General features: G+C 47.8%; 17 protein-coding genes and 1 tRNA gene. 8 read left to right on the forward strand and 10 right to left on the reverse strand.

Annotation, left to right across the window (positions count from 1 at the left end):
• Nucleotides 1-4: 4 nt before the first annotated feature.
• Entirely contained in the window at nucleotides 5-1420 is a 1416-nt protein-coding gene (locus IE064_RS00400; protein WP_229799832.1) for an MATE family efflux transporter, read from the reverse strand.
• Between the two features lie 64 nt (nucleotides 1421-1484).
• On the reverse strand, nucleotides 1485-2345 hold the full coding sequence (locus IE064_RS00405) for an ion transporter (RefSeq protein ID WP_133038737.1): 861 nt from the start codon (nucleotides 2343-2345) through the stop codon (nucleotides 1485-1487).
• A gap of 136 nt (nucleotides 2346-2481) precedes the next feature.
• Here IE064_RS00405 and IE064_RS00410 point away from each other — a divergent pair, with 136 nt between their 5' ends.
• Together IE064_RS00410 and IE064_RS00415 are read left to right on the forward strand one after the other, a co-directional pair.
• Nucleotides 2482-2976, forward strand: coding sequence for a L,D-transpeptidase family protein (locus IE064_RS00410; protein WP_189615408.1), 495 nt, complete (start codon nucleotides 2482-2484; stop codon nucleotides 2974-2976).
• On the forward strand, nucleotides 2973-3542 hold the full coding sequence (locus IE064_RS00415; RefSeq protein WP_189615410.1) for a VOC family protein: 570 nt from the start codon (nucleotides 2973-2975) through the stop codon (nucleotides 3540-3542). The genes IE064_RS00410 and IE064_RS00415 overlap by 4 nt, the downstream gene beginning before the upstream one ends.
• Nucleotides 3543-3594: 52 nt before the next feature.
• On the opposite strand, the gene IE064_RS00420 is transcribed toward IE064_RS00415, so the two are convergent.
• On the reverse strand, nucleotides 3595-4149 hold the full coding sequence (locus tag IE064_RS00420) for a BON domain-containing protein (RefSeq protein ID WP_133038734.1): 555 nt from the start codon (nucleotides 4147-4149) through the stop codon (nucleotides 3595-3597).
• Between the two features lie 246 nt (nucleotides 4150-4395).
• A complete protein-coding gene (locus IE064_RS00425; RefSeq protein WP_189615412.1) occupies nucleotides 4396-4932 on the reverse strand; it encodes a hypothetical protein in 537 nt (178 codons plus the stop codon).
• A gap of 174 nt (nucleotides 4933-5106) precedes the next feature.
• Between IE064_RS00425 and IE064_RS00430 the strand changes: the two genes are divergently transcribed.
• Nucleotides 5107-6459 (forward strand): sigma-54 interaction domain-containing protein, encoded by a 1353-nt coding sequence (locus IE064_RS00430; RefSeq protein WP_189615414.1) that lies wholly within the window; start codon nucleotides 5107-5109, stop codon nucleotides 6457-6459.
• Between the two features lie 208 nt (nucleotides 6460-6667).
• Entirely contained in the window at nucleotides 6668-7948 is a 1281-nt protein-coding gene (locus tag IE064_RS00435) for an NAD(P)/FAD-dependent oxidoreductase (RefSeq protein ID WP_189615416.1), read from the forward strand.
• Nucleotides 7949-7967: 19 nt separating this feature from the next.
• Here the strand turns inward: IE064_RS00435 and IE064_RS00440 are convergent, their stop codons facing one another.
• Genes IE064_RS00440 through IE064_RS00450 form a run of 3 tightly spaced genes read right to left on the reverse strand, consistent with a single transcriptional unit; the run spans nucleotide 7968 to nucleotide 11426 of the window.
• Nucleotides 7968-9605, reverse strand: a complete 1638-nt coding sequence (locus tag IE064_RS00440; RefSeq protein ID WP_189615418.1) for a diacylglycerol kinase family protein — start codon at nucleotides 9603-9605, stop codon at nucleotides 7968-7970.
• 44 nt (nucleotides 9606-9649) lie between these two features.
• The gene (locus tag IE064_RS00445) at nucleotides 9650-10513 is read right to left on the reverse strand and encodes a M23 family metallopeptidase (protein WP_189615420.1); all 864 of its coding nucleotides are present in this window, start codon (nucleotides 10511-10513) and stop codon (nucleotides 9650-9652) included.
• 31 nt (nucleotides 10514-10544) lie between these two features.
• The gene (locus tag IE064_RS00450; RefSeq protein WP_189615422.1) at nucleotides 10545-11426 is read right to left on the reverse strand and encodes a 6-carboxytetrahydropterin synthase; all 882 of its coding nucleotides are present in this window, start codon (nucleotides 11424-11426) and stop codon (nucleotides 10545-10547) included.
• 191 nt (nucleotides 11427-11617) lie between these two features.
• Here IE064_RS00450 and IE064_RS00455 point away from each other — a divergent pair, with 191 nt between their 5' ends.
• Nucleotides 11618-12970 (forward strand): dihydroorotase, encoded by a 1353-nt coding sequence (locus IE064_RS00455; protein ID WP_189615424.1) that lies wholly within the window; start codon nucleotides 11618-11620, stop codon nucleotides 12968-12970.
• 58 nt (nucleotides 12971-13028) lie between these two features.
• Here the strand turns inward: IE064_RS00455 and yejK are convergent, their stop codons facing one another.
• Nucleotides 13029-14057: a nucleoid-associated protein YejK gene (gene yejK, locus IE064_RS00460; RefSeq protein WP_189615426.1), complete on the reverse strand. Its 1029-nt coding sequence runs from the start codon at nucleotides 14055-14057 to the stop codon at nucleotides 13029-13031.
• 77 nt (nucleotides 14058-14134) lie between these two features.
• Here yejK and IE064_RS00465 point away from each other — a divergent pair, with 77 nt between their 5' ends.
• The 3 genes from IE064_RS00465 (at nucleotide 14135) to IE064_RS00475 (ending at nucleotide 16438) form a co-directional block, all read left to right on the forward strand.
• Nucleotides 14135-14347, forward strand: coding sequence for a YejL family protein (locus IE064_RS00465; RefSeq protein ID WP_189615428.1), 213 nt, complete (start codon nucleotides 14135-14137; stop codon nucleotides 14345-14347).
• 75 nt (nucleotides 14348-14422) lie between these two features.
• A complete protein-coding gene (locus IE064_RS00470; RefSeq protein WP_189615430.1) occupies nucleotides 14423-16204 on the forward strand; it encodes a DUF3413 domain-containing protein in 1782 nt (593 codons plus the stop codon).
• A 157-nt stretch (nucleotides 16205-16361) separates the two neighbouring features.
• A tRNA-Pro gene (locus IE064_RS00475) sits at nucleotides 16362-16438 on the forward strand.
• A 135-nt stretch (nucleotides 16439-16573) separates the two neighbouring features.
• On the opposite strand, the gene IE064_RS00480 is transcribed toward IE064_RS00475, so the two are convergent.
• The gene (locus IE064_RS00480; RefSeq protein WP_189615432.1) at nucleotides 16574-17074 is read right to left on the reverse strand and encodes a DUF4124 domain-containing protein; all 501 of its coding nucleotides are present in this window, start codon (nucleotides 17072-17074) and stop codon (nucleotides 16574-16576) included.
• 1182 nt (nucleotides 17075-18256) lie between these two features.
• A complete protein-coding gene (locus IE064_RS00485) occupies nucleotides 18257-19366 on the reverse strand; it encodes a phage tail fiber protein (RefSeq protein WP_189615434.1) in 1110 nt (369 codons plus the stop codon).
• Between the last annotated feature and the right edge of the window lie 75 nt (nucleotides 19367-19441).

The following is a 19441-nucleotide window of genomic DNA, read 5'->3' on the forward strand; positions in this document are numbered from 1 at the left end:
GGTTTTATTGGCTGTCTGGTCGCCGCTCGTCGGCGACTTCAGCCTCTTCGGCCAACAGTGCCATTGGTACACGAGAAGACGACATAGGCGCACAGGCTACCGGAGCCAATCCAGCTTCATCTAACAGAGAATCCGACCGCTCGCGTCCGGCGGCAGTCACTTGGGTCACCAGTCGATAGGCCGTCACAACCCCCAGGACCGCAAATAGCACAGATCCCAAAGCTTGGCCGACCAACACGCCATAAACCCCGCCCATTTGTCCACCTAACCAGACAAATGGCATAGTACCAATGGTAGCTTTACCGATATTAAAGAAGGTGGAGTATTTGGCTTTTCCCAGATTATTAAATGAAGCATTAGCGATAAACAGCGCGCCATTAAACAGGAAAAATACTGCCATAAACTCACAGAAGAAATGGATCAGTTCCGCTGCCTGCCCTTGCATGGCAAACACGGTGACTATCCAGTCTTTAAGTAGTAATAACAACAAAGACATACAGACCACGTAACAAGTGCAAAACTGCAATGCCCGGGTGAGACTCTCCCGCAAACGCTCATATGCACAAGCACCATAATTTTGGCCAACAATTGGCCCGATGGCACCGCTGAGCGCAAAAATCATCCCAAACGTCACCGGGATCAGTCGGCCAATTACCGCCCAGCCGGCCACATAACTATCGCCGAAATCCGCCACGGCGCGAGTCACAAAGGCATTACCGATGGGAGTTGCCACATTAGTCAGCATTGCTGGCCCCGCAATGGCAAAGATAACCGGTAAATCCTGCCGTAATGCCTGCCACTGAAAACCACCCCATAACTGATGTTTCACAAAGACCCCGCGAGCCGCGATCAACAATGCCGTCAACCGCGCCAATACCGAAGCCATTGCTGCCCCTTCAATACCTAAACCCAACACAAAGATAAATAAGGGATCCAACGCCGCATTGACTGCACCACCCGCAAGTGTCGACCACATCGACAATTTGGCATCACCTACTGCGCGCAAAGCACCGCCCAACGCCATTGCCAGACAGATTATCGGCAACGAAGGGACTAGAATGTGCAGATAACTGGTCGCCAACTCAGCAGTACGACCAGAGGCACCCACCAGTGACAACAACTCTGGAATAAACGCGGTCACCAAAGCCGAAGTCAACACCGCCACAACAAAAGTGACCGTGGCGGCGTTTATCAAAAGTCGCTTCGCCTTTGCTATTTCCCTTGCACCAATTGCACGAGATACCAAGGCTCCAAGGGCAATTGACAATCCAATACCAATAGAGGTGGTGAAAAATGAAATCGTGCCAGCATAACCAACAGCGGCAGCCAACTCCTGTTCCCCCAACATGCTCAGAAAAAACATGTCCAGCAGATCGACTAAGAACAGTGCCGACACACCGATAGCGGCAGTAGAACTCATCACCAGAATATGTTTGAGGATGCTACCTTCAACAAACTTCGCATGACTTGCTGTAGCAGAGATGTTACTCACGAGACTCCTTTTCCGGCGATAGCGCGGCTTCCAGTTCGCTACCACAACGGCTGCAGTATTTGGCCTGATGTTCATGACCGGTTTTGAGGCAGTTGGCACAACGGCGCAAGTCGCGTACGCGCCCCATCTCTTGGCCAATTTCTGCGGTCAGAATACCGGTGGGGATGGCAATAATGGAATAACCCAGCAACATAGTAAAGGCGGCAATGGTCTGCCCCAGCCCGGTTTTTGGGGTAATATCACCATAACCTACAGTAGTAATGGTGACTATGGTCCAGTACACCGATTTAGGGATAGAACTGAACCCGTTCTCCGGCCCTTCTACGACATACATCACCGCCCCTAGCACCATGATGATCAGGCTGACGGAGAAGAAAAAAATGAAAACTTTACGGCTTGACAGCAACATAGCGCGCAACAGCATATTACCTTCGCTAAGGTAACGCAGCAGCTTCAGCACCCGAAAAATGCGGAACAGTCGCAACACCCGAATCACCAAGGTGAGATTAGCACCTGGCACAAACAGCGCCAGATAGCTGGGCAAGACGCTGAGCAAATCCACCAATCCGTAGAAACTACGGGCATACTTCCAGGAATTCGTAGAGCTGTATAAACGTAACCCATATTCCACCGTAAACACCACGGTAAAAAACCATTCGAGACCAAGAATTAAACTGCCAAAACGCTGATTTACCGATTGCACCGTATTCAAAAATACCAACGCCACACTGCAAATGATGCAGACGATTAAGGCGATATCAAATGTTCGTCCTGCAACCGTATCAGTGCCAAAAATAATCGTGCGCAACCGCTGCTGCAGTGGTGAATCATGCTGCTGTTGATGCTTTGTCATGCGTTTTATTTCCTGGGTTAGCATGCTGAGTTGGCCTGCGGATCATACATTCTTCAGCGAGTGCTTCAATAGCAGATAACTTTTCGGTTATGATGCCGTCATTATCTGGCGTCAATCCACAATAACAAGAAAGTCCATGTTCAAGTGTACACACCTGCTATTAATCGCAACACTCAGTTTGCTGAGCCAACCGCTGTTAGCACAGCCTCAAGTTGACTTAGTCGTTGTTAAGAAATCACTGTCACAGTTACGGTTGATGAGCAACGGAAAAATCCTACACGAATACCATATTGCCATGGGGGACATGCCTCGGGGCCACAAGTTGAAAGAAGGCGACCAACGCACACCTGAAGGCCGCTATGTCCTCGATTACAAGAAGCCCAACAGTACCTATTATCGCGCTATCCATATCTCTTATCCCAACGATGAAGATATTTTCCGGGCGCGGGCACTGGGTATTAATCCCGGCGGGCAAATTATGATCCACGGACAGAATCCGCATACCGATTTGCCTCCAGAAGAAGCACAACAGTACAACTGGACCAATGGCTGTATCGCTGTCACCAATAAAGAAATGGACGAAATTTGGAAGTTGGTGGAACCCGGAACCCCCATCGAGATTTGGCCATGAGTCAGGTGGTCGACTACCAGACGCTAATGGCATCGTTTGCCGACTTCGCCGCCAGGATGCAAAAGTTTGTGCATCGGCTGGGCTTGCAGGTGCTGCCCCAATGCGATCATGCCGCTATACGGGTTAACAGCAGGCAATTGGCCGACAAGTTGCAACAGCAGTTTTTAATTGACGGCGAGCTCTTGTCCGATAAACAGATCAACGGCCGCCCAATACTGATTATTAAACTGCCGCAAGCACTGCGTTTGGAGCAATACCGCATTCCCTGTATCGAATTGCCCTACCCCAAGGATAAGCATTATGACAGTGAGGGTTGGGAACATATTGAATTAGTGCTGCCGTGTGAAGCCACCGACTGTGCGCAGTTACGCCAAGCACTGCTGAACAGAATACCGACGCTCGCCACAGTCTTCGACGGTGATGACGCTATCAGTATCAAATACAGCAGTCCGGCAGGAGCGGATGAACGTTTGCCTAATCCTACAATTGCTTTTTACTGTGAAGAATTGTGCATCAAAGTGCACCCACACAGCATCGAAACCATTATTGCTAGTGAAGCGACATAATCATAAAGAAGCCCGGAAATATCCGGGCTTTTTCCAAATAACACGCAAACGGTTAATCCAGCACTCTAAGATTGTCTACGACATTTTTGACATCATCAGTATTACGGGCAATATTCAACGCGAGATCTTTTTCAGCCGATGAGTGCAGCTCACCATCTAGCGAAACGACGCCATTTTCTGTCGTGACATTAATAGCAGTGCCGCTCACTTCCGGCTCAAACAACAACCGTGTTTTCACCACAGTGGTGATTTTAGTATCGGTGAGCACCTGCGAGGCATCATCCGCATTATCGCCATTTTTGGTTGGCGAAGCTGGCATGACCGTCAGTTTGTTATCAACCGATTTCACACCTTCCAGACCTTCAACCAACTCGCCGGCTAAGGCTTTATCAACATCACTGTCAACTTCGCCGGTCAACGTGACTTTGCCCTGATGTACATCGGTGTTAATGTCAAAATTGTTGAGATTGGTGTTCAGTAACAATACGCTTTCTGCTTTACCATCAATCCAAGCATCATGGGCCTCATTCTTCCAAGTCTGGGCGTAGCTGTAAGCCGGGATCAGTAAACCCAGGGCAACAGTGGCAGATATCAGCTTGTTATTCATAACGACCTCCTTCTTGTGATTGAAAACCGAGTTTTTGTGCCAAATTTTCAAATGGTGATTGGCGCAACGGACAAAAGCCCGGGTAACTCGTTTGTCGTTTTAGCTAATACCAGAATGATGCCAACTTTACTAAATTCATTTATTTCATATAGTTATAATGAAAATCACATCTACAGCATGCGATGCTAATCGCCATTAAGGTAAAATATTCACGCCCGCATGTAACTTTTACTGCATCAACCGTTGCTAAGCCCCCTGCTCATTGCCGGGAAAAACACTATCGAGACTTAACTGTCGCGCCGCGGCCATATCCGCCAGCAGCACGGATACAGATTCTGACTCGCAATAGGCAACACTGCGGCGATGCCAACTCGCAACATTTTGCTCCAACTGCCACAGTGCCAAACGGAAAGCATGACTACTGGGTGGTGGCATCGACAGTGGCTGCTGTTTTAATGCCCGATAACGATGTGCGAGCAGTGGCGGGATCCAAACCAATGCATGTTGCAACGATGGCCAACGACGCCCTTGTTGCTCTGCCAATCCGGTAAAACGCAACAGACTCCCGGCAATTCCGGAATGTAGTCGTTGTAAGCGTGTCAACGTCCGACGCAAACGGTAGCTATCGGTCAACTGCAACCAACGTTGCCGCAACGGCAATGGGTCCAATTCTAGCCGCAGATTGAGGTATAACAACGCAACATCGGTGTTGCTGAAATGCTGGCAATTGCCATCATGTGTAAGCAGGCTCAACTCAGAGTGCTGATGAGTCACATTTCGCATCATCATCTCCTGTTAGTTCATCATAAGACAGCATCATCCTGCACAAAACTATACAAACACCGTACCAAGCAGCCGTACGGCAAGGCTGAACATAGCCTTGCTTAGACTCAGATTGTCATTGTTCACACGCAATATCTGTCTTAAAGTGGCATAACACTGTTGCAGGAAGCTTCTATGTCTCGTCCCAAAATCTTTATCCATATCAAAGACAAAAACCTATTACAGCAATTGTCTGACTTGCCACAGCTACAACAGTGTGAGTGGGTTATCCCTTCAAGCGACTGGCTAGAGACACTGCAGCAAGCAGATGCCGATCTGGTACTGTTACAATCAAGCGCAGTGATCAACAGCGAAGTACAACAGCTCAGCATCAGCAACCTATTACTCCAGCAAGAGTGGCTGTTTTTCAGCGATGGTGCACCAGATCCAGCATTGGATCAGCTCATTCATAAAAGTGCGGGCTATCACTTTCGTCCACCAATCGATGACAAACTGCTGGCAGACGTGTTGGATGATTTTCTAGCAGACTATGCGCAACAGCAGCAACAAACTGCACTGAAGGCACGTTGCGCTACTAGCAGCGCATTGGATCAATTTGGGTTATTGGTGGGCTCATCCCGCGCCATGCACAAGCTGTATCGTACGCTGAGAAAAGTCGCCAACAGCGAGGCCCAGGTATTGATCATGGGCGAAAGCGGCACCGGCAAGGAACTGGTGGCTAACACCCTGCATCTTGCCAGCAATCGCAATCAGGGGCCGTTTGTGGCGATCAATTGTGGCGCACTCAGCCCAGAGTTAGTTGACAGTGAGTTATTTGGCCACATCAAAGGTGCCTTTACCGGAGCGGTCAAAGATCATAAAGGCGTATTTGAACAAGCTGAGGGTGGCACGCTGTTTCTGGATGAGATCACTGAAATGCCGCTGCCCCATCAGGTGAAACTATTGCGAGTGCTGGAAAATCGAGAATATCGCCCAGTAGGCAGTCAACAGTTAAAAACCGCCAATGTCAGGATCATTGCCGCGACCAACCGCGACCCGCAGCAAGCTATTGCCGCAGAGTTGTTTCGGGAGGATCTATATTTTCGCTTGGCGCAATTCCCGTTACTGGTGCCGCCATTACGCGAACGTGAACAGGACATCATCGGCCTAGCGCAACATTTTCTAGCATATCGCAATGCGGCAGAAAATACTCAAGTGGCCATTGCCGACGACGCTCTAGCCAAAATCGCAGCGCACAACTGGCCTGGCAATGTCCGAGAATTAAAATACACCGTTGAACGTGCTTATATTCTTGCCGATGAAGTGATACTGCCTCAGCATATACAACTCGCTGAAAACATTTCGCTTGCAGAGGCGCCGCTGGATGCCAGTATCGATAATATCCCGGCGGGGATACCCTTGGAAACGTTGACCCGGGCCGCGATAGAAGCCACATTGGCAGAGAATAATGGCAACCGTACAGCCACTGCAGCGCAATTGGGGATTAGTATTAAAACGTTGTACAATAAATTAGAAAAATATCAATAAGATCAAAATGAAAGCACTTAGTTTTAGCTAATTTTCACACATTCCTCTGCCCTCCCTATCTACGACTTTGGTGTAATTACGTTATAAAAAAACTTGCATAGCGTCAGCCATCCGCTAATCTGTACACAATCCATTAGATTTTTCTTATGGATAAGTCATCCAGCCCTGTCGCTCACATCTCAGGGCCTATAAAAAAGAGAGGAAAAGAATGACCAAAGTCGTGGTAATAGGTGCCGGACTCGGGGGCGTGTCTGCAGCATTTGAACTGAAACAACGGTTACCCGCTGACAGTGAAGTGATGGTGATTAATGAACGGCCTGATTTTCAGTTTGTACCCTCGAACCCCTGGGTTGCCCTAGGTGAACGCAAGACCAAAGATATCTGCCTGCCGCTGGATACTTATCTGAGCAAACGGAAAATTGCGTTTTCTGCTGCTGGCGTCAGTGCCATTGATCCCGACAACAAATTGTTAACACTCGGTGATGGGACGCAGCAATCCTATGACTACTTAGTTATATGTACGGGTCCTAAGCTGAACTTCGATGCAATCCCAGGCAGTGGTCCCCACAATTTCACCCAATCTATCTGTACCGCAGAACATGCTGAAAAAGCCTTTGAGGCCTATCAGCAACTGCAACAATCACCTGGTCCGGTGATTGTTGGTGCATTTCAAGGTGCCAGTTGCTTTGGCCCCGCCTACGAATATCTCTTCTCACTGGACAGCGCTCTACGTGCGGCCAAAATCCGCCAGAAAGTGCCGTTACTGTTTGTGACTAGCGAACCTTATATTGGTCACATGGGATTAGGTGGTGTTGGCGATTCAAAAGGTCTGATGGAACACGAATGCCGCAAACGCGATATCAAATGGATCTGCAATGCCAAAACCGTCAAGGTGGATGATGGTGTTATGCATGTAGAAGAGCTCAATCGCAAAGGTGAAGTCGAATTTACGCATGAGCTACCATTCAAAATGTCGATGATGCTACCGCCATTCAAAGGCAGCCCAGCGATTGCTGCGGTTCCTAAGCTCTGTAACGATAAGGGCTTTGTTCTGACCGATACCTACCAGCGTTCAGTGGCTTATCCCGACATCTATGCCGCAGGTGTGTGTGTCGCGCTGCCACCGATGGAAGCCACCCCAGTACCGGTCGGCGTTCCCAAGACCGGTTTTATGATCGAATCCATGACCACCGCCATCGTTGACAACATGTTGTCGGCCATCAAGGGCGAAGCGCCTAAGACGATCCCAACACTCAATGCCATCTGTCTGGCGGATATGGGCGATAAAGGTGCGGCATTTGTGGCCCTACCACAAAACCCACCACGCAATGCTAACTGGACTTCCATGGGGAAATGGGTCCATCTGGCAAAAATAGCTTTTGAAAAATACTTTATGTACAAGGTTCGTCGCGGCACCAGTGAACCCATATATGAAAAATATGTATTAGGCGCTGTGGGCATCCATCGTACTGAAAAAGGTGATGACTAACCTTGTAAGTGAGCCTTGGTTAATCTTCTGTAGCCGAAGGTAACAACACATTTAGCGATGCGGGCCGTACCTGAATATTTAAGGTACGGCCGCGGAAATACTCACCATCGATGACATAATCCATACGTTTAGCCGATGAAATCTTGATTTTGGCGACTTTTTGATGATGTGCGTTAATCTCCAGCGACTGTTTGGTTAAGCCGTTCACCGTCAGTTCCGCAATGGTCAGCAGCGATTCGCCCAGCCCATCCGTCGGCGTCAACCAGGTGACATCCAATAAACCATCACACAGATCCGTATGACCTGCCCCCTGAGCTAGAATGGTGGTTACAGGGGCACTGTTTGCCACTGTAACCGAGCCAGTATGCAGCGTAAATGGCGCAGATTTGTCCAGACGAACGTTCAATGACATCTCTCGATTTTGACTAAATGCCTGCCAGAAGCCCTGTAAGTAGGCCAGTTCACCTAACGCATTTTTACGTTCACGGTTAGCCGTTTTAATCATTTGCGCCTCAAACCCTACCCCGACCAACAGCAATACTGGACGTCCATTACATCGGGCAGTATCAATTCGCTGTTGTTCGCCGTTGATGATAGCCTCTAACGCAGTGCCAAGTGGCTCCAACTTGGCGCCTAAGCCCCACAGCACCTGACTGAGCGCATTTGTGGTTCCAAGCGGAATAATGCCTAAAGGTAAATCTGTACCAATAACCGCCGAGGCCACCTCATTCACCGTGCCATCGCCGCCTCCGGCGACCAAAATGTCTGCACCGCTTCGAATCGCTTTACGTGCCAGTGCGGCGGCGGGCCGCTGCGGTGTCGTTTCCAGCACCTGCACCTCATAATATTGCTGTAAGCGCTGACAAATTTCCTCACGATATTTAGGCCACTTGCCACCGCCAGAAACCGGGTTAACGATTAACCACAACCGATGCTTTAACGACAGTTCTTGCGATTGCCAAAGCCGCTTTAAAAATTTAAGTTGCCGTCGATTTAAACGAATGCTGGTACGATGTTGGCGAATATCAGTCAGCACCTGCGTCACCGAATCAAACGATTCCCGACACAATAACCACGCCGCAACCATCAACACTGAACGCCCTCGCCCTAGCGCACAATGCACCAACAATTTGCGACCATGACGTTGCTGTCGCGACATCCATTGCAGCGCTCGCCGCATGGCGACTTTAGATGGTATTGAGTGATCCAGTACCGGTAGATTCAGGTAGTTAATTCCAGCCTGTTGCAAATCGGCCACCGCAATCGCATCAAATTCAGAGGTAACATCCAGTATTGCGCCAATTTGCAATCGTTGTAATTCGTCAATATCAACACTAAACAGACGACTCCCTAAATAGAGATCATCACGGATTTTACTGAAGCGTGGCACGGTGTCATAACGTCGAAATAAGGCATTAAAACTGCCAACAAACCAGAGAAAAGGCAGTAATACCCAACGCATCAGCATAGATAACTGTCCGTTGCTTCGTTTGCGAAAAATACCCGGACGGTTAACAGCGTAGGCACTGGCGACTAATGTGAATGCCAGCGCTATCCAGCATAGCGGTAGCCACAGCCACCACCACGAAGACGGTAACAACCACATTAGGAATACCGCCGACAAGGCGATCAGTATGTACAGTGCACTTAACGGCATATAGCTCCCTGCGCTTATCCGTTCAGGCTCAGACCAACCTGATATTATTGAACAGTTTTTTTCAGTACTTTATCCATGCTAGGGACGACTGTTGCAGCATCAAGACGCATCTGATACCAGTTAATGCGCCAGTCTAAATGGGGGCCACTGGCACGACCGGTAGCACCGACTTCCGCCACCGCTTGTCCCTGTTTAACTCTATCCCCCGGCTGCAGGTAGAGTTTGCTCAGGTGTAGAAATGTCGAACTGACACCATAACCATGATCGATGATGACCGTGCCACCAGAATAGAACATATCTGGCACCGCCAAAGTGATAACGCCATCAGCAGGGGCGACCACCACTGTGCCAGTTTTAGCCGCCACATCCACACCATAATGGGGATTTCCTGGCTTGCCGTTATAAACCCGTTGGCTACCATAAACGCCGGAAATTCTGCCCGTTAGCGGCCAAATAAAGTCTTCTGCAAAGCCAGATTCGTCTGAAGATATCGCTCTGGCCTGTTTCACCATCGCGCTATCTTTGGCTGCTCTAGCAACATCCTGAGGATCTGGCTGCATGATTTTTTGACTGATGCCGTTCACCTTGGCAATACGATACTGGCGCTCAGCAATTTTAAGCTCACGGGTCTCTGAGCGACCATCGGGATATGACATAGTCAAGGTATGCTGCAATGGGGCTTCCCGCTCAAAACCAAAAGCAAAATCCCCTTGGGAATTGACCTTTAACGGCTCACCATTCAGCAATACTTTCGTTCCCGGGGTTACATGACCGCGCAGCAGTGCGCCTTGTTCGAGTGTGCCTTTAAGCTGTATTCCATCCTTAAGTGCGGTTGCGGCCAGTCCCCACTGTGGGCTACTGACCCACAATAAACTGGCCAATAAAGCGTACGACTTGGTAAACGACATAAACGACGCGAGTGCCTCCAACCTCAAAGGGTTACAATAACTGACCAGCTACGGCGATGGCGCCTTTTCCTATCCCTTCAAACGCCATCACCCGATAGCGACGGCCCGGCATTTTTGCCGCCAGGGTATCTGCCATAAATTGTGCTAATAGCTCTATGGTAGTGTCATCTGGTAGCAGATCACAACAACCTTTAGGCATTGCCAATTGAAACTCACCTTGGGGCGCGGTGTAACGAAAGCCGTAGTGACTGTCATCGCTGATACGGCATTGGGGAGACATAGTCAGTTGGGTAACAGGGACTCTGTCAGCTTCGCTCCCCAGATAGACATCTTGCCAGCGTTCAGCCCAGTATCGATCCCACTCAGGTGCAGCCACACCATTTTCAAACACGTTAACCGGACTACGATGTCCATGAGCAATTCGCTGACAGTTACCATCATGTTTTTTCAATCCATGACTGTAGTGGTAGAAAGGTCCATCAAGCAGCTCATTGCGCAGTGTCAGGCTGATGTTGTCGACGTTGTCTGGCAACGCATCCCGCAACGCGTTGATGAGAAAATCGGTCACACTATCAAAATCAATAAGTTCACAGGGTACCAACGCAAACGCCTGTGCTGGACAACCTAAATGAATCGACCCTTTACGGCTGGCAAAGTCAATCCACACCGTATCGCTTTGTTGCTGCCAACGCAGGTCGCCGCAGGCCGTTGGCACCAGCAAACGATGATCCGCCACATCATCAATAACGCGCTTGACGGTGCGTTTAACTTTGCCAAAATCCAGCACCATGTTTTGCTGATCCAGCCCGCCGTCCAACAGCACATCAACAATCCAGCTTTCCCCTACCATGCCCCGAAACGGACACAGATAGGAAAAATCGATCACCGTCAAATCCTTTACAAACAGTTGCATGTTTTCTCCTGGGCAGAAATACAGTCCACCCTGATTTCATCGACATTGAATAAAACAGATGCCAACACCAGCCCATTGGTTAGTGACATTTTTTTGTGCTGCTTTTTCAAAGAGCCACAGCATTTCAATTTATATTCCGTTATTATACCTGTGTCACTGACAAACTTAAGAATACGTAAGACAGGTACCCTATGAAAACCCTTATATGCAACGCGCAACTGGTGAATGAAGGTGTCATCACCAGCCAGGATCTGTTGATTGAAGATGGTCGGATCAGCAAGATCGCCGCACAAATCACGGCTCCAGCGGGCGCGACGGTTGTCGATGCGACAGGCAAATATCTGTTGCCTGGCATGATTGATGACCAAGTGCATTTTCGTGAACCCGGATTTCCTAACAAAGGCACTATCGCGAGTGAATCACGTGCAGCTGTGGCTGGCGGGATCACCAGTTTTATGGAAATGCCCAATGTCAATCCGCAGACCACCAATCTTCAAGCACTGGAAGACAAATATACCCGAGCCTCCCAAAGCTCCTTGGCAAACTTTGCGTTCTATCTTGGTGCCACCAATAACAACCTCGAAGAGATCAAACGCCTCGACCCCAATCAGGCCTGCGGTGTGAAAATTTTCATGGGAGCGTCTACCGGCAACATGTTGGTAGACAATCAAGCAACGTTGGAAGGTATTTTTGCCAATTCGCCGGTGGTGATTGCCACTCACTGTGAAGACAGCCCAACGATCGCCATTAACGAAGAGAAAATGCGGCAGCAATATGGTGAACACGTCCCTGTTTCGCTGCACGGCGAAATCCGTTCGCGCGAGGCCTGTTTAAAGTCGTCCCAACTGGCGACAGATCTGGCAATTCGCAATAAAGCCAGATTACATGTGCTGCACCTGACAACCGCTGACGAACTGCACCTATTCCTGCCCGCGAAAAAACTGGCGGACCTAAAAGGGGCTAACATCACTGCCGAGGTCTGCGTACATCACCTGTTCTTTAATGACAGCGATTACGAGCGGTTGGGTAGCCAGATTAAATGTAATCCGGCCATCAAAACTCGTGCTGATCAGTTAGCGTTACAGCAAGCGGTTAATGATGACATTCTCGATATCATTGCCACTGACCACGCGCCACACACTTGGGAAGAAAAACAGGCCGACAGCTATTTTAAGATGCCGTCGGGTTTGCCATTGGTGCAACATGCTCTGCTGAGTCTGCTAGATTTGCACGCGCAGGGGATTTTCTCACTGGAAAAAATTGTCCAAAAAACCAGCCATGCCGTTGCCGAGCGTTTTGAACTGAAAGATCGTGGTTACTTGCGTGAAGGCTATGTTGCCGATTTGGCCTTGGTCGATCTTGGCTCGCCGTTTACGGTAACCAAAGAAAATACCCGCTATCACTGTGGCTGGACCCCGTTTATGGGGCATCAGTTTGCAGCCAGTATTGCGGGAACCTGGGTTAATGGCATCCATAAATTTGATGGTAATCGCTTTATTGATAACACCGTAGGTGAACGCCTGCAATTTAACCGCAGCCGCTGATTTTCCGCCTCAACTAAAAAAACAGGCACATCAAAGTGCCTGTTTTTTTAGGTTACGATTAATTACTTTTCAAGCGGCGGTCTAACTGGTCTTTGAGATTGGCCGGAACACCTTTAATCACAATAGTATCTGAGATAGGGTCATAGATCACCCGTTCACCAAGATGTGTACTGTCAAAACTCAAAGACACGCCGCCGCCAGTGCCGGAAAACTTCTTCAGTTGTCGCAGCGTAGATTTATCGGCGGGGAAATTGTCTTCCAAGTCATATTCGCCCTGTTTAGCAAAGTCATAGAATGACTCCATCCCTGATTCCGCCAATTCATCGGCTAAGTCCTTCAGTTGCACATCGATGCCAGTTTCAACCTGTTCTTGGCAATATTCGAACACCCGGTTGCGGCATTGCTGGCGTTCATCTTTGGTTAAATCGCCTTCCGCAACATAATCTTCTACCACCTGCATCAACTGCTTACTTTGCTGTTTGGCATTGACGCCTTCAACACATCCCATAAAATCGAGGAAAAAATCCGCCACTTTACGGCCAGCTCGGCCACGCACGAAAGAGATATACTTGCGGGATTCGCTATCGCGTTGCCACTCGGTAAGATCGATGCGGGCAGCCAACTGCAAGTTGGTAAGATCCAGATGATCATTCTGCGTCAGTTCCATATCGTCCAGCACCGTCATGGAAGACTTGGCATTCAATAACGCTACAAACAGGTAATCTGTTGCCATATGTTGGTACAGCGCTAACAACAGGAAGCCGCCCTGGCTAAAATCGTACTTTGACAACTCTTCTTGCAGCAGCTTGCCAGCAGCAGCAGAGAGCTCAACAAAACCTAACGCATTTTCAAGATAAGACTGCAAGGCATTTTTAAATGCCGGATTGGCTTCGCCATCGTCACCATGAACCCCAAAAAAACCAAATCCCTTACCGGCTTTTGATGAGTAAGTCTGGTGTAATTCTTCCACCATTGCTTCCACAGCTGCGCCGTTAAGCAACGGTTGTGGCCGTAAACGGCAACCTAACTTACCTTCACTGTTCAAAGTGATAGCGTGAATAATCGCTTGTTCAACGTGAATACTCATAGGGCTTCGTAGTGCTACTCTGTGGTAAATCCGGTATTATATGCCGCTATTCTAGTCACGAGTGAAAATTTTTTGATATGCCGATTCAATCCAAATACAGCAACGCCGAAGTTGAAACCCTGATTACTGAACTGTTGAACGTGCTGGAAAAACACCAGGCCCCGACCGATCTGAGTCTGATGGCCTTAGGTAATACGGTTTCTTACCTGCTGACAACAAAGGTCAGTAAAGAGTCCAGAGAGGCACTAGCCGAGCAATTTGCTAAAGCGCTGACACAATCGCTGCGCTAACTGGCGCTAATTACTGGTATCTTTTACCGAAAAAACCGTAAGATACACAAGCAACTCGAAATACGCGGAAGCTGAATGGTGGAGCAAATAAAACAACGAGGAAGAGACAGAGTGTCGCGCCTGATCAACTGGGGGCACTGGTTTGCTTTTTTCAATGGCATTCTGGCCATGCTGATCGGTATTCGCTACCTGCAATCACCAGGGCTACCGGACTCGCTGATCGGTTGGGGTTACCTCACGGTCAGCACTATTGGTCATTTCAGCTTCCTGTCGTTTATTGTGTACTTGGTGTTGTTGTTCCCAATCACACTGCTATTACCTTATTCCCGTATTTTGCGTGGTTATGCCGCCATTATTGCTTGTATCGGTTTATGTACCTTGCTTTACGATACGGTGGTCTATCAAGACTACGGCATGCACCTCACCCCTTTTGCCTTTGATCTGGCGTGGGCTGACCTGAATGGGTTAATGCAGGGGCCGTCATTTATCATCATACCGGTGGTCATACTGACCATAGAATTAGTGGCCGCCAATTGGCTATGGAAGCGTATTGAACGCATTCAACGCCGCAATTTGGGCAATAAATTAGTTGTTTTTATTGGCATCTGTTTTGTGAGCAGTCATCTAGTACATATATGGGCCGATGCGGCAGATGTGACCGAAATTACCCGATTTGACGATACCTATCCTATTTCCTACCCTGCGACAGCCAAGACCTTTATGGAAAACCATGGCATTGATGGCAGTAATAACCCAGATATCAAAGTCGAACGCAGCCTCCGCTATCCTCAAGCGCCATTACAATGTCATGCAGATGCACAGCCAAATGTCTTACTGATAACCGTTGATAGTTTTCGGGCTGATCTGGTCGATAGTCAAACCATGCCATTTCTGCAGCATTACAGTCAGCAAAACCAGTTATTCACCCATCATCTGAGTGGAGGAAACCAGTACAGTAGCGGCATGTTTTCGCTACTTTACGGATTACAGGGTAGCTATATGGATGCAGTGGACCTTAATTACACCGCACCGTTGCTAACTCAAACGCTGAAACAACAGGGGTATCAACTTGGGCTGTTCACTACCGATGATGGTGTAAATGAAGCCAAGCCCAAAGCAATTTTCAAGGATTTCGCACCAGTATTGGCTTCAGAAAAAGGCGGCAGTGCATTGAGTGATATTGCCAGCGTTGATGCTTTTCAGCAGTGGCGCCATCAACAGCGTGGGCCGTGGTTTGCCTTACTAAATCTTAAATCTCCTGAAGATTATGATACGCCAGTTGGCTTTTTAGGCGTCCAAACGGTAAAACCTGCAAAACCGCTGAAACCTGCCGAAAAAGTGCTGTTCAACCAATACCGGCAATCGCTTAACTTCATTGATCAGCAGTTGCAGCGATTACTGGAAGCATTACCGCAAGATACTATTGTGCTGATAACCGGTGTTAGCGGAAAGCTATTCACTAGTAATACCGATGAAGCCCGTCACAACCTATCACCAGATAATATACAGGTACCGTTGATCATCCACTGGCCTGGCAGCGTGAGCGGCAAAGTAAATTACCGTACCAGCCATTACGGTGTAGTGCCAACGCTCATGACTCAAGTGCTCGGATGCACGAATCCGGCATCTGACTACAGTGCAGGACGCCATCTGATGCAACCGGATGATCAAACCTGGCTATATATTGGCGACAATCGTGTCTTCGCTATTTATCAGCAAAATGAAATTACCGTAATTGATCGACACGGGAAATACCGGATTTACGATGAAGATTATTCCCATAGATTACACAAAAAAATGAGTGCCCCGGAAATGATCGAAGTGATGCGCGAAGGCCGGCGGCTTTACAGCCATTAAACGCAATTAAAGCGTTAGCAGTGTTTTAGGTAGCGCGCACAAACTAGGCAGTTGAATCCGTTCAGCTAATTTGCCGCTTGCACTGCATCTTGGCTCTTGGTAAAGTTCTGCCTCGTTGAAACAGACCTCTGCGCGGTTTGTTTGCTCACAACACATTCGGTATGTAGCGCAGCCCGGTAGCGCACTGTCATGGGGTGTCAGGGGTCGGAGGTTCGAATCCTCTCATACCGACCAAATAACTTACTGAAAAGCCTAGCAATTATTGCTGGGCTTTTTTGTTATCTGCTGTTTTTGGTGCTTACCTGTTAGGTGGCAAAACTGTGGCAAAACGAAATCGCGTTAGTAAAAAATTTTCCTGAATTTCACTAACTATCGAAGACCATTCAACTGCTGTTGCAGCGATGCTATTTGCCGATCAATTGACACCACTTGAGAATCGGCAGCACTGGTTATTGACTGCATTTCTTGGGAGATGCTTTGCTCCCACGTGGCCCCTGCCAGGTTGTTGCTTGCGTAGTTCTTTTGGTGCCGGAGCTTATCTAGCTTTGCATCACGCGCCTTGAATACCTGCTGCCGCTGGTACTCAAGTTTGCTGATTTGGCGATTGAGATCTTGTGCTTTGATGTAGTTTGCAATTTCAGTGTGATTGTCACCTGTTGCCGCAGTCGTGACGGAAGACTGAGCAGCATCAGTTTGACGTTGTGCTCCCACTACACTGCCGACTTTAGATAAATCGACAGGCGTTGCATTATCAGCGCATGGCTCCTGCGAGAATATTACCTTTCCATCTACTATGCATTTGTAGACATTTGCTTGGCAGATTGGGGTTGCGACAAGTATCACAAAAGCGATTAGTTTTATACCGTCCATAGTATTTACCGGTTGAGTTTTAACGGTGTTATCATAGCTGATGCATTGCAAGGCACAATAATTCAACAATCGTGTAGCGCGCTGACCAAAAAATGGATTCGCCTAAATGAGAAAAGCGGGCGACGATATTGGGGCCATTTTGGCCTACTCGATTGTATCTTCTGCTGATCTACCAATGCTCAATATCGTTGGCAAATTGTATTGATCGGAAAGGACGTTAAGTAATTTATAGGCGGTATAAGGAGCTTACTTGGTTGCCTTTCCTCACTTACACCTGATTTTTCTACACGCTTTTAAATAAGGTTTAAACTTACATCAAATCTTTGTTAACTCTGGATTCGCCTGCTAAATTTTATCCACTTCCCGCTAATGCCGGATTTCTCATATCGATGGGTCGGTTACACATCTACCCGACTAACGATAGCTTTTTTATCAAATGAAGGCTATCCAGGCGCCAAGCGTGATATCCTCTACAGGTATGTTCTCAAACGCTTTAAACAAGTGAAAATTGAACACTGAGCGATAGATTACCACTGCGTCAGGTTTTAATGCTTCAGGGCTGGTATCTATAAATAACTCACAGCAGTCCCAGACGGTGACACTCCCGGTACGGCACTTGCTTGCCAGTACGCACGAAACGCAATGCCATTGGCGATTGCGTTTCGCAGTGCGGGATAAGAACTCTTGCAGCAGATAATTTAAGATCGGGACAATGGCCCAAGGTTAGACGGGCTGGACATCCTTCAATACGAAATCGGGACTGCCATGTGATGGTGCCAGATGGAGTAACAGGGGCCGACCAGACAGCTCACAGTTGCCGAGATATGGTTTAATCCCGTAACTTTGTACCAGATAAGGACAGTTAAATTGGCTGTGTACCTATTCATAAGAAGATTTACGCATCTAGCGCGTACATGTACACATAAAGGTACACACCACTTGGAAATACAGGCTAAGATGGCAAAATACTTGGAAATACTAGTAACAAAATAAAATTAATAAATACATAGTGATAGTTGATAAAATTAAAGGATTTAAACAGTAATGAAAGATAACGAACCGGCCACAATTTACTGGCACGATTATGAAACATACAACATTAATTTACTGTTTTAATTAATATTTAGTTGATGTAATAGAATCTACATGTACACACAGATGTACACACTTTAAAAATCAAAACTACTCTACTTCTTCTGGTGCTATTTCCGGTATTGGCAGTGGCTGCAGGCGGATTGAGATAAAGCGTTCGGATGTGATGTCGCATGGCTGTCCAATGCACTCAAATTCACCGATATCATTAAGTTTGTAGCGTGGTTCAAATGTTTTTACTGTAAGGCTATAGGTACCATCAGCCTGTAGCTCTTGCTGATATTTCACATTCACTTTCGCCATGTTATTAGCGTCTGTTGGTGTTGTGACGTACCAGCCATCTTGCGCAAATCCGCTGGTGCCAGTGATGGTGTAATCGCCAATGCCATTCACTACTAGCTCGATATTCTGCTGTTTCGCTTCATCGTTCAGTTCGATTTTGTCAGCGTAGAGATTGATGATCGGGGAAGCCGCTTTGATGAAGCCGTTTGTATCAGTTGTAGTATTGCCTTTGCTTAGCATCTCTACATACGGTCTTACTGTCGAACCAAATGATGTCATAAAATATAATTTTGGATAGGACGACAAATTTGCCCTGGTTGCCCAAAATCTCGCATAATGATCATTTGATTGTCCTGGCATAGTCAAAATATTTGCTCGGGGCATAGCAGAATCTGTAGATGGTGAACCAGGCCCTACCGTTGATGTATAAGAAAATCCACCACCAAAGTTTGCTAAGTTTGTTCCCCCGGCAGCATATATATCAGTTAAAATTTTTGATCCTACACCAAATGCACCAACTTCCATCAAATTTCCAGTAGCCGTCCCCACAGTTTTAGTCGCCGCATTACCCAGCTCCAATTCCGTCCTAACATCAGCTGGCGTTTCAGCAACATTCCACGGTTTTTGCAGTGCATCATCATAGTCGTTGATAAGCTCGGCGGCTTGGTCTGCTAGTTTTTTTGTATACCCTGGTACTGGGATGATCGCATATGACTGACCTGACGCTGATGTGCCTGCATATGGCGGATAAATCGCCATTGCGTTGTCTGCACTAATCCCGGTTATCTCGTACATCTTTCCATCTGGGCCAACGAAGGCATCACCCACGCGAGAGTTAGATAGCCATGCTGTGCCGCTGCCTGTAACTGCAGTCTGGACGTTTGTGACGGTTACTGTGCCTGTTCTGTACCATGCCATTTTTATCTCCAATAAATCCTGACTTATTAATCAGAGCAATTCATTAAAACCTATAAAAGTTTAATGAAATGAATT

Origin of the sequence: Shewanella fodinae, from assembly GCF_014651955.1 — a bacterium.
Taxonomy (GTDB): Bacteria; Pseudomonadota; Gammaproteobacteria; order Enterobacterales; family Shewanellaceae; genus Shewanella; species Shewanella fodinae.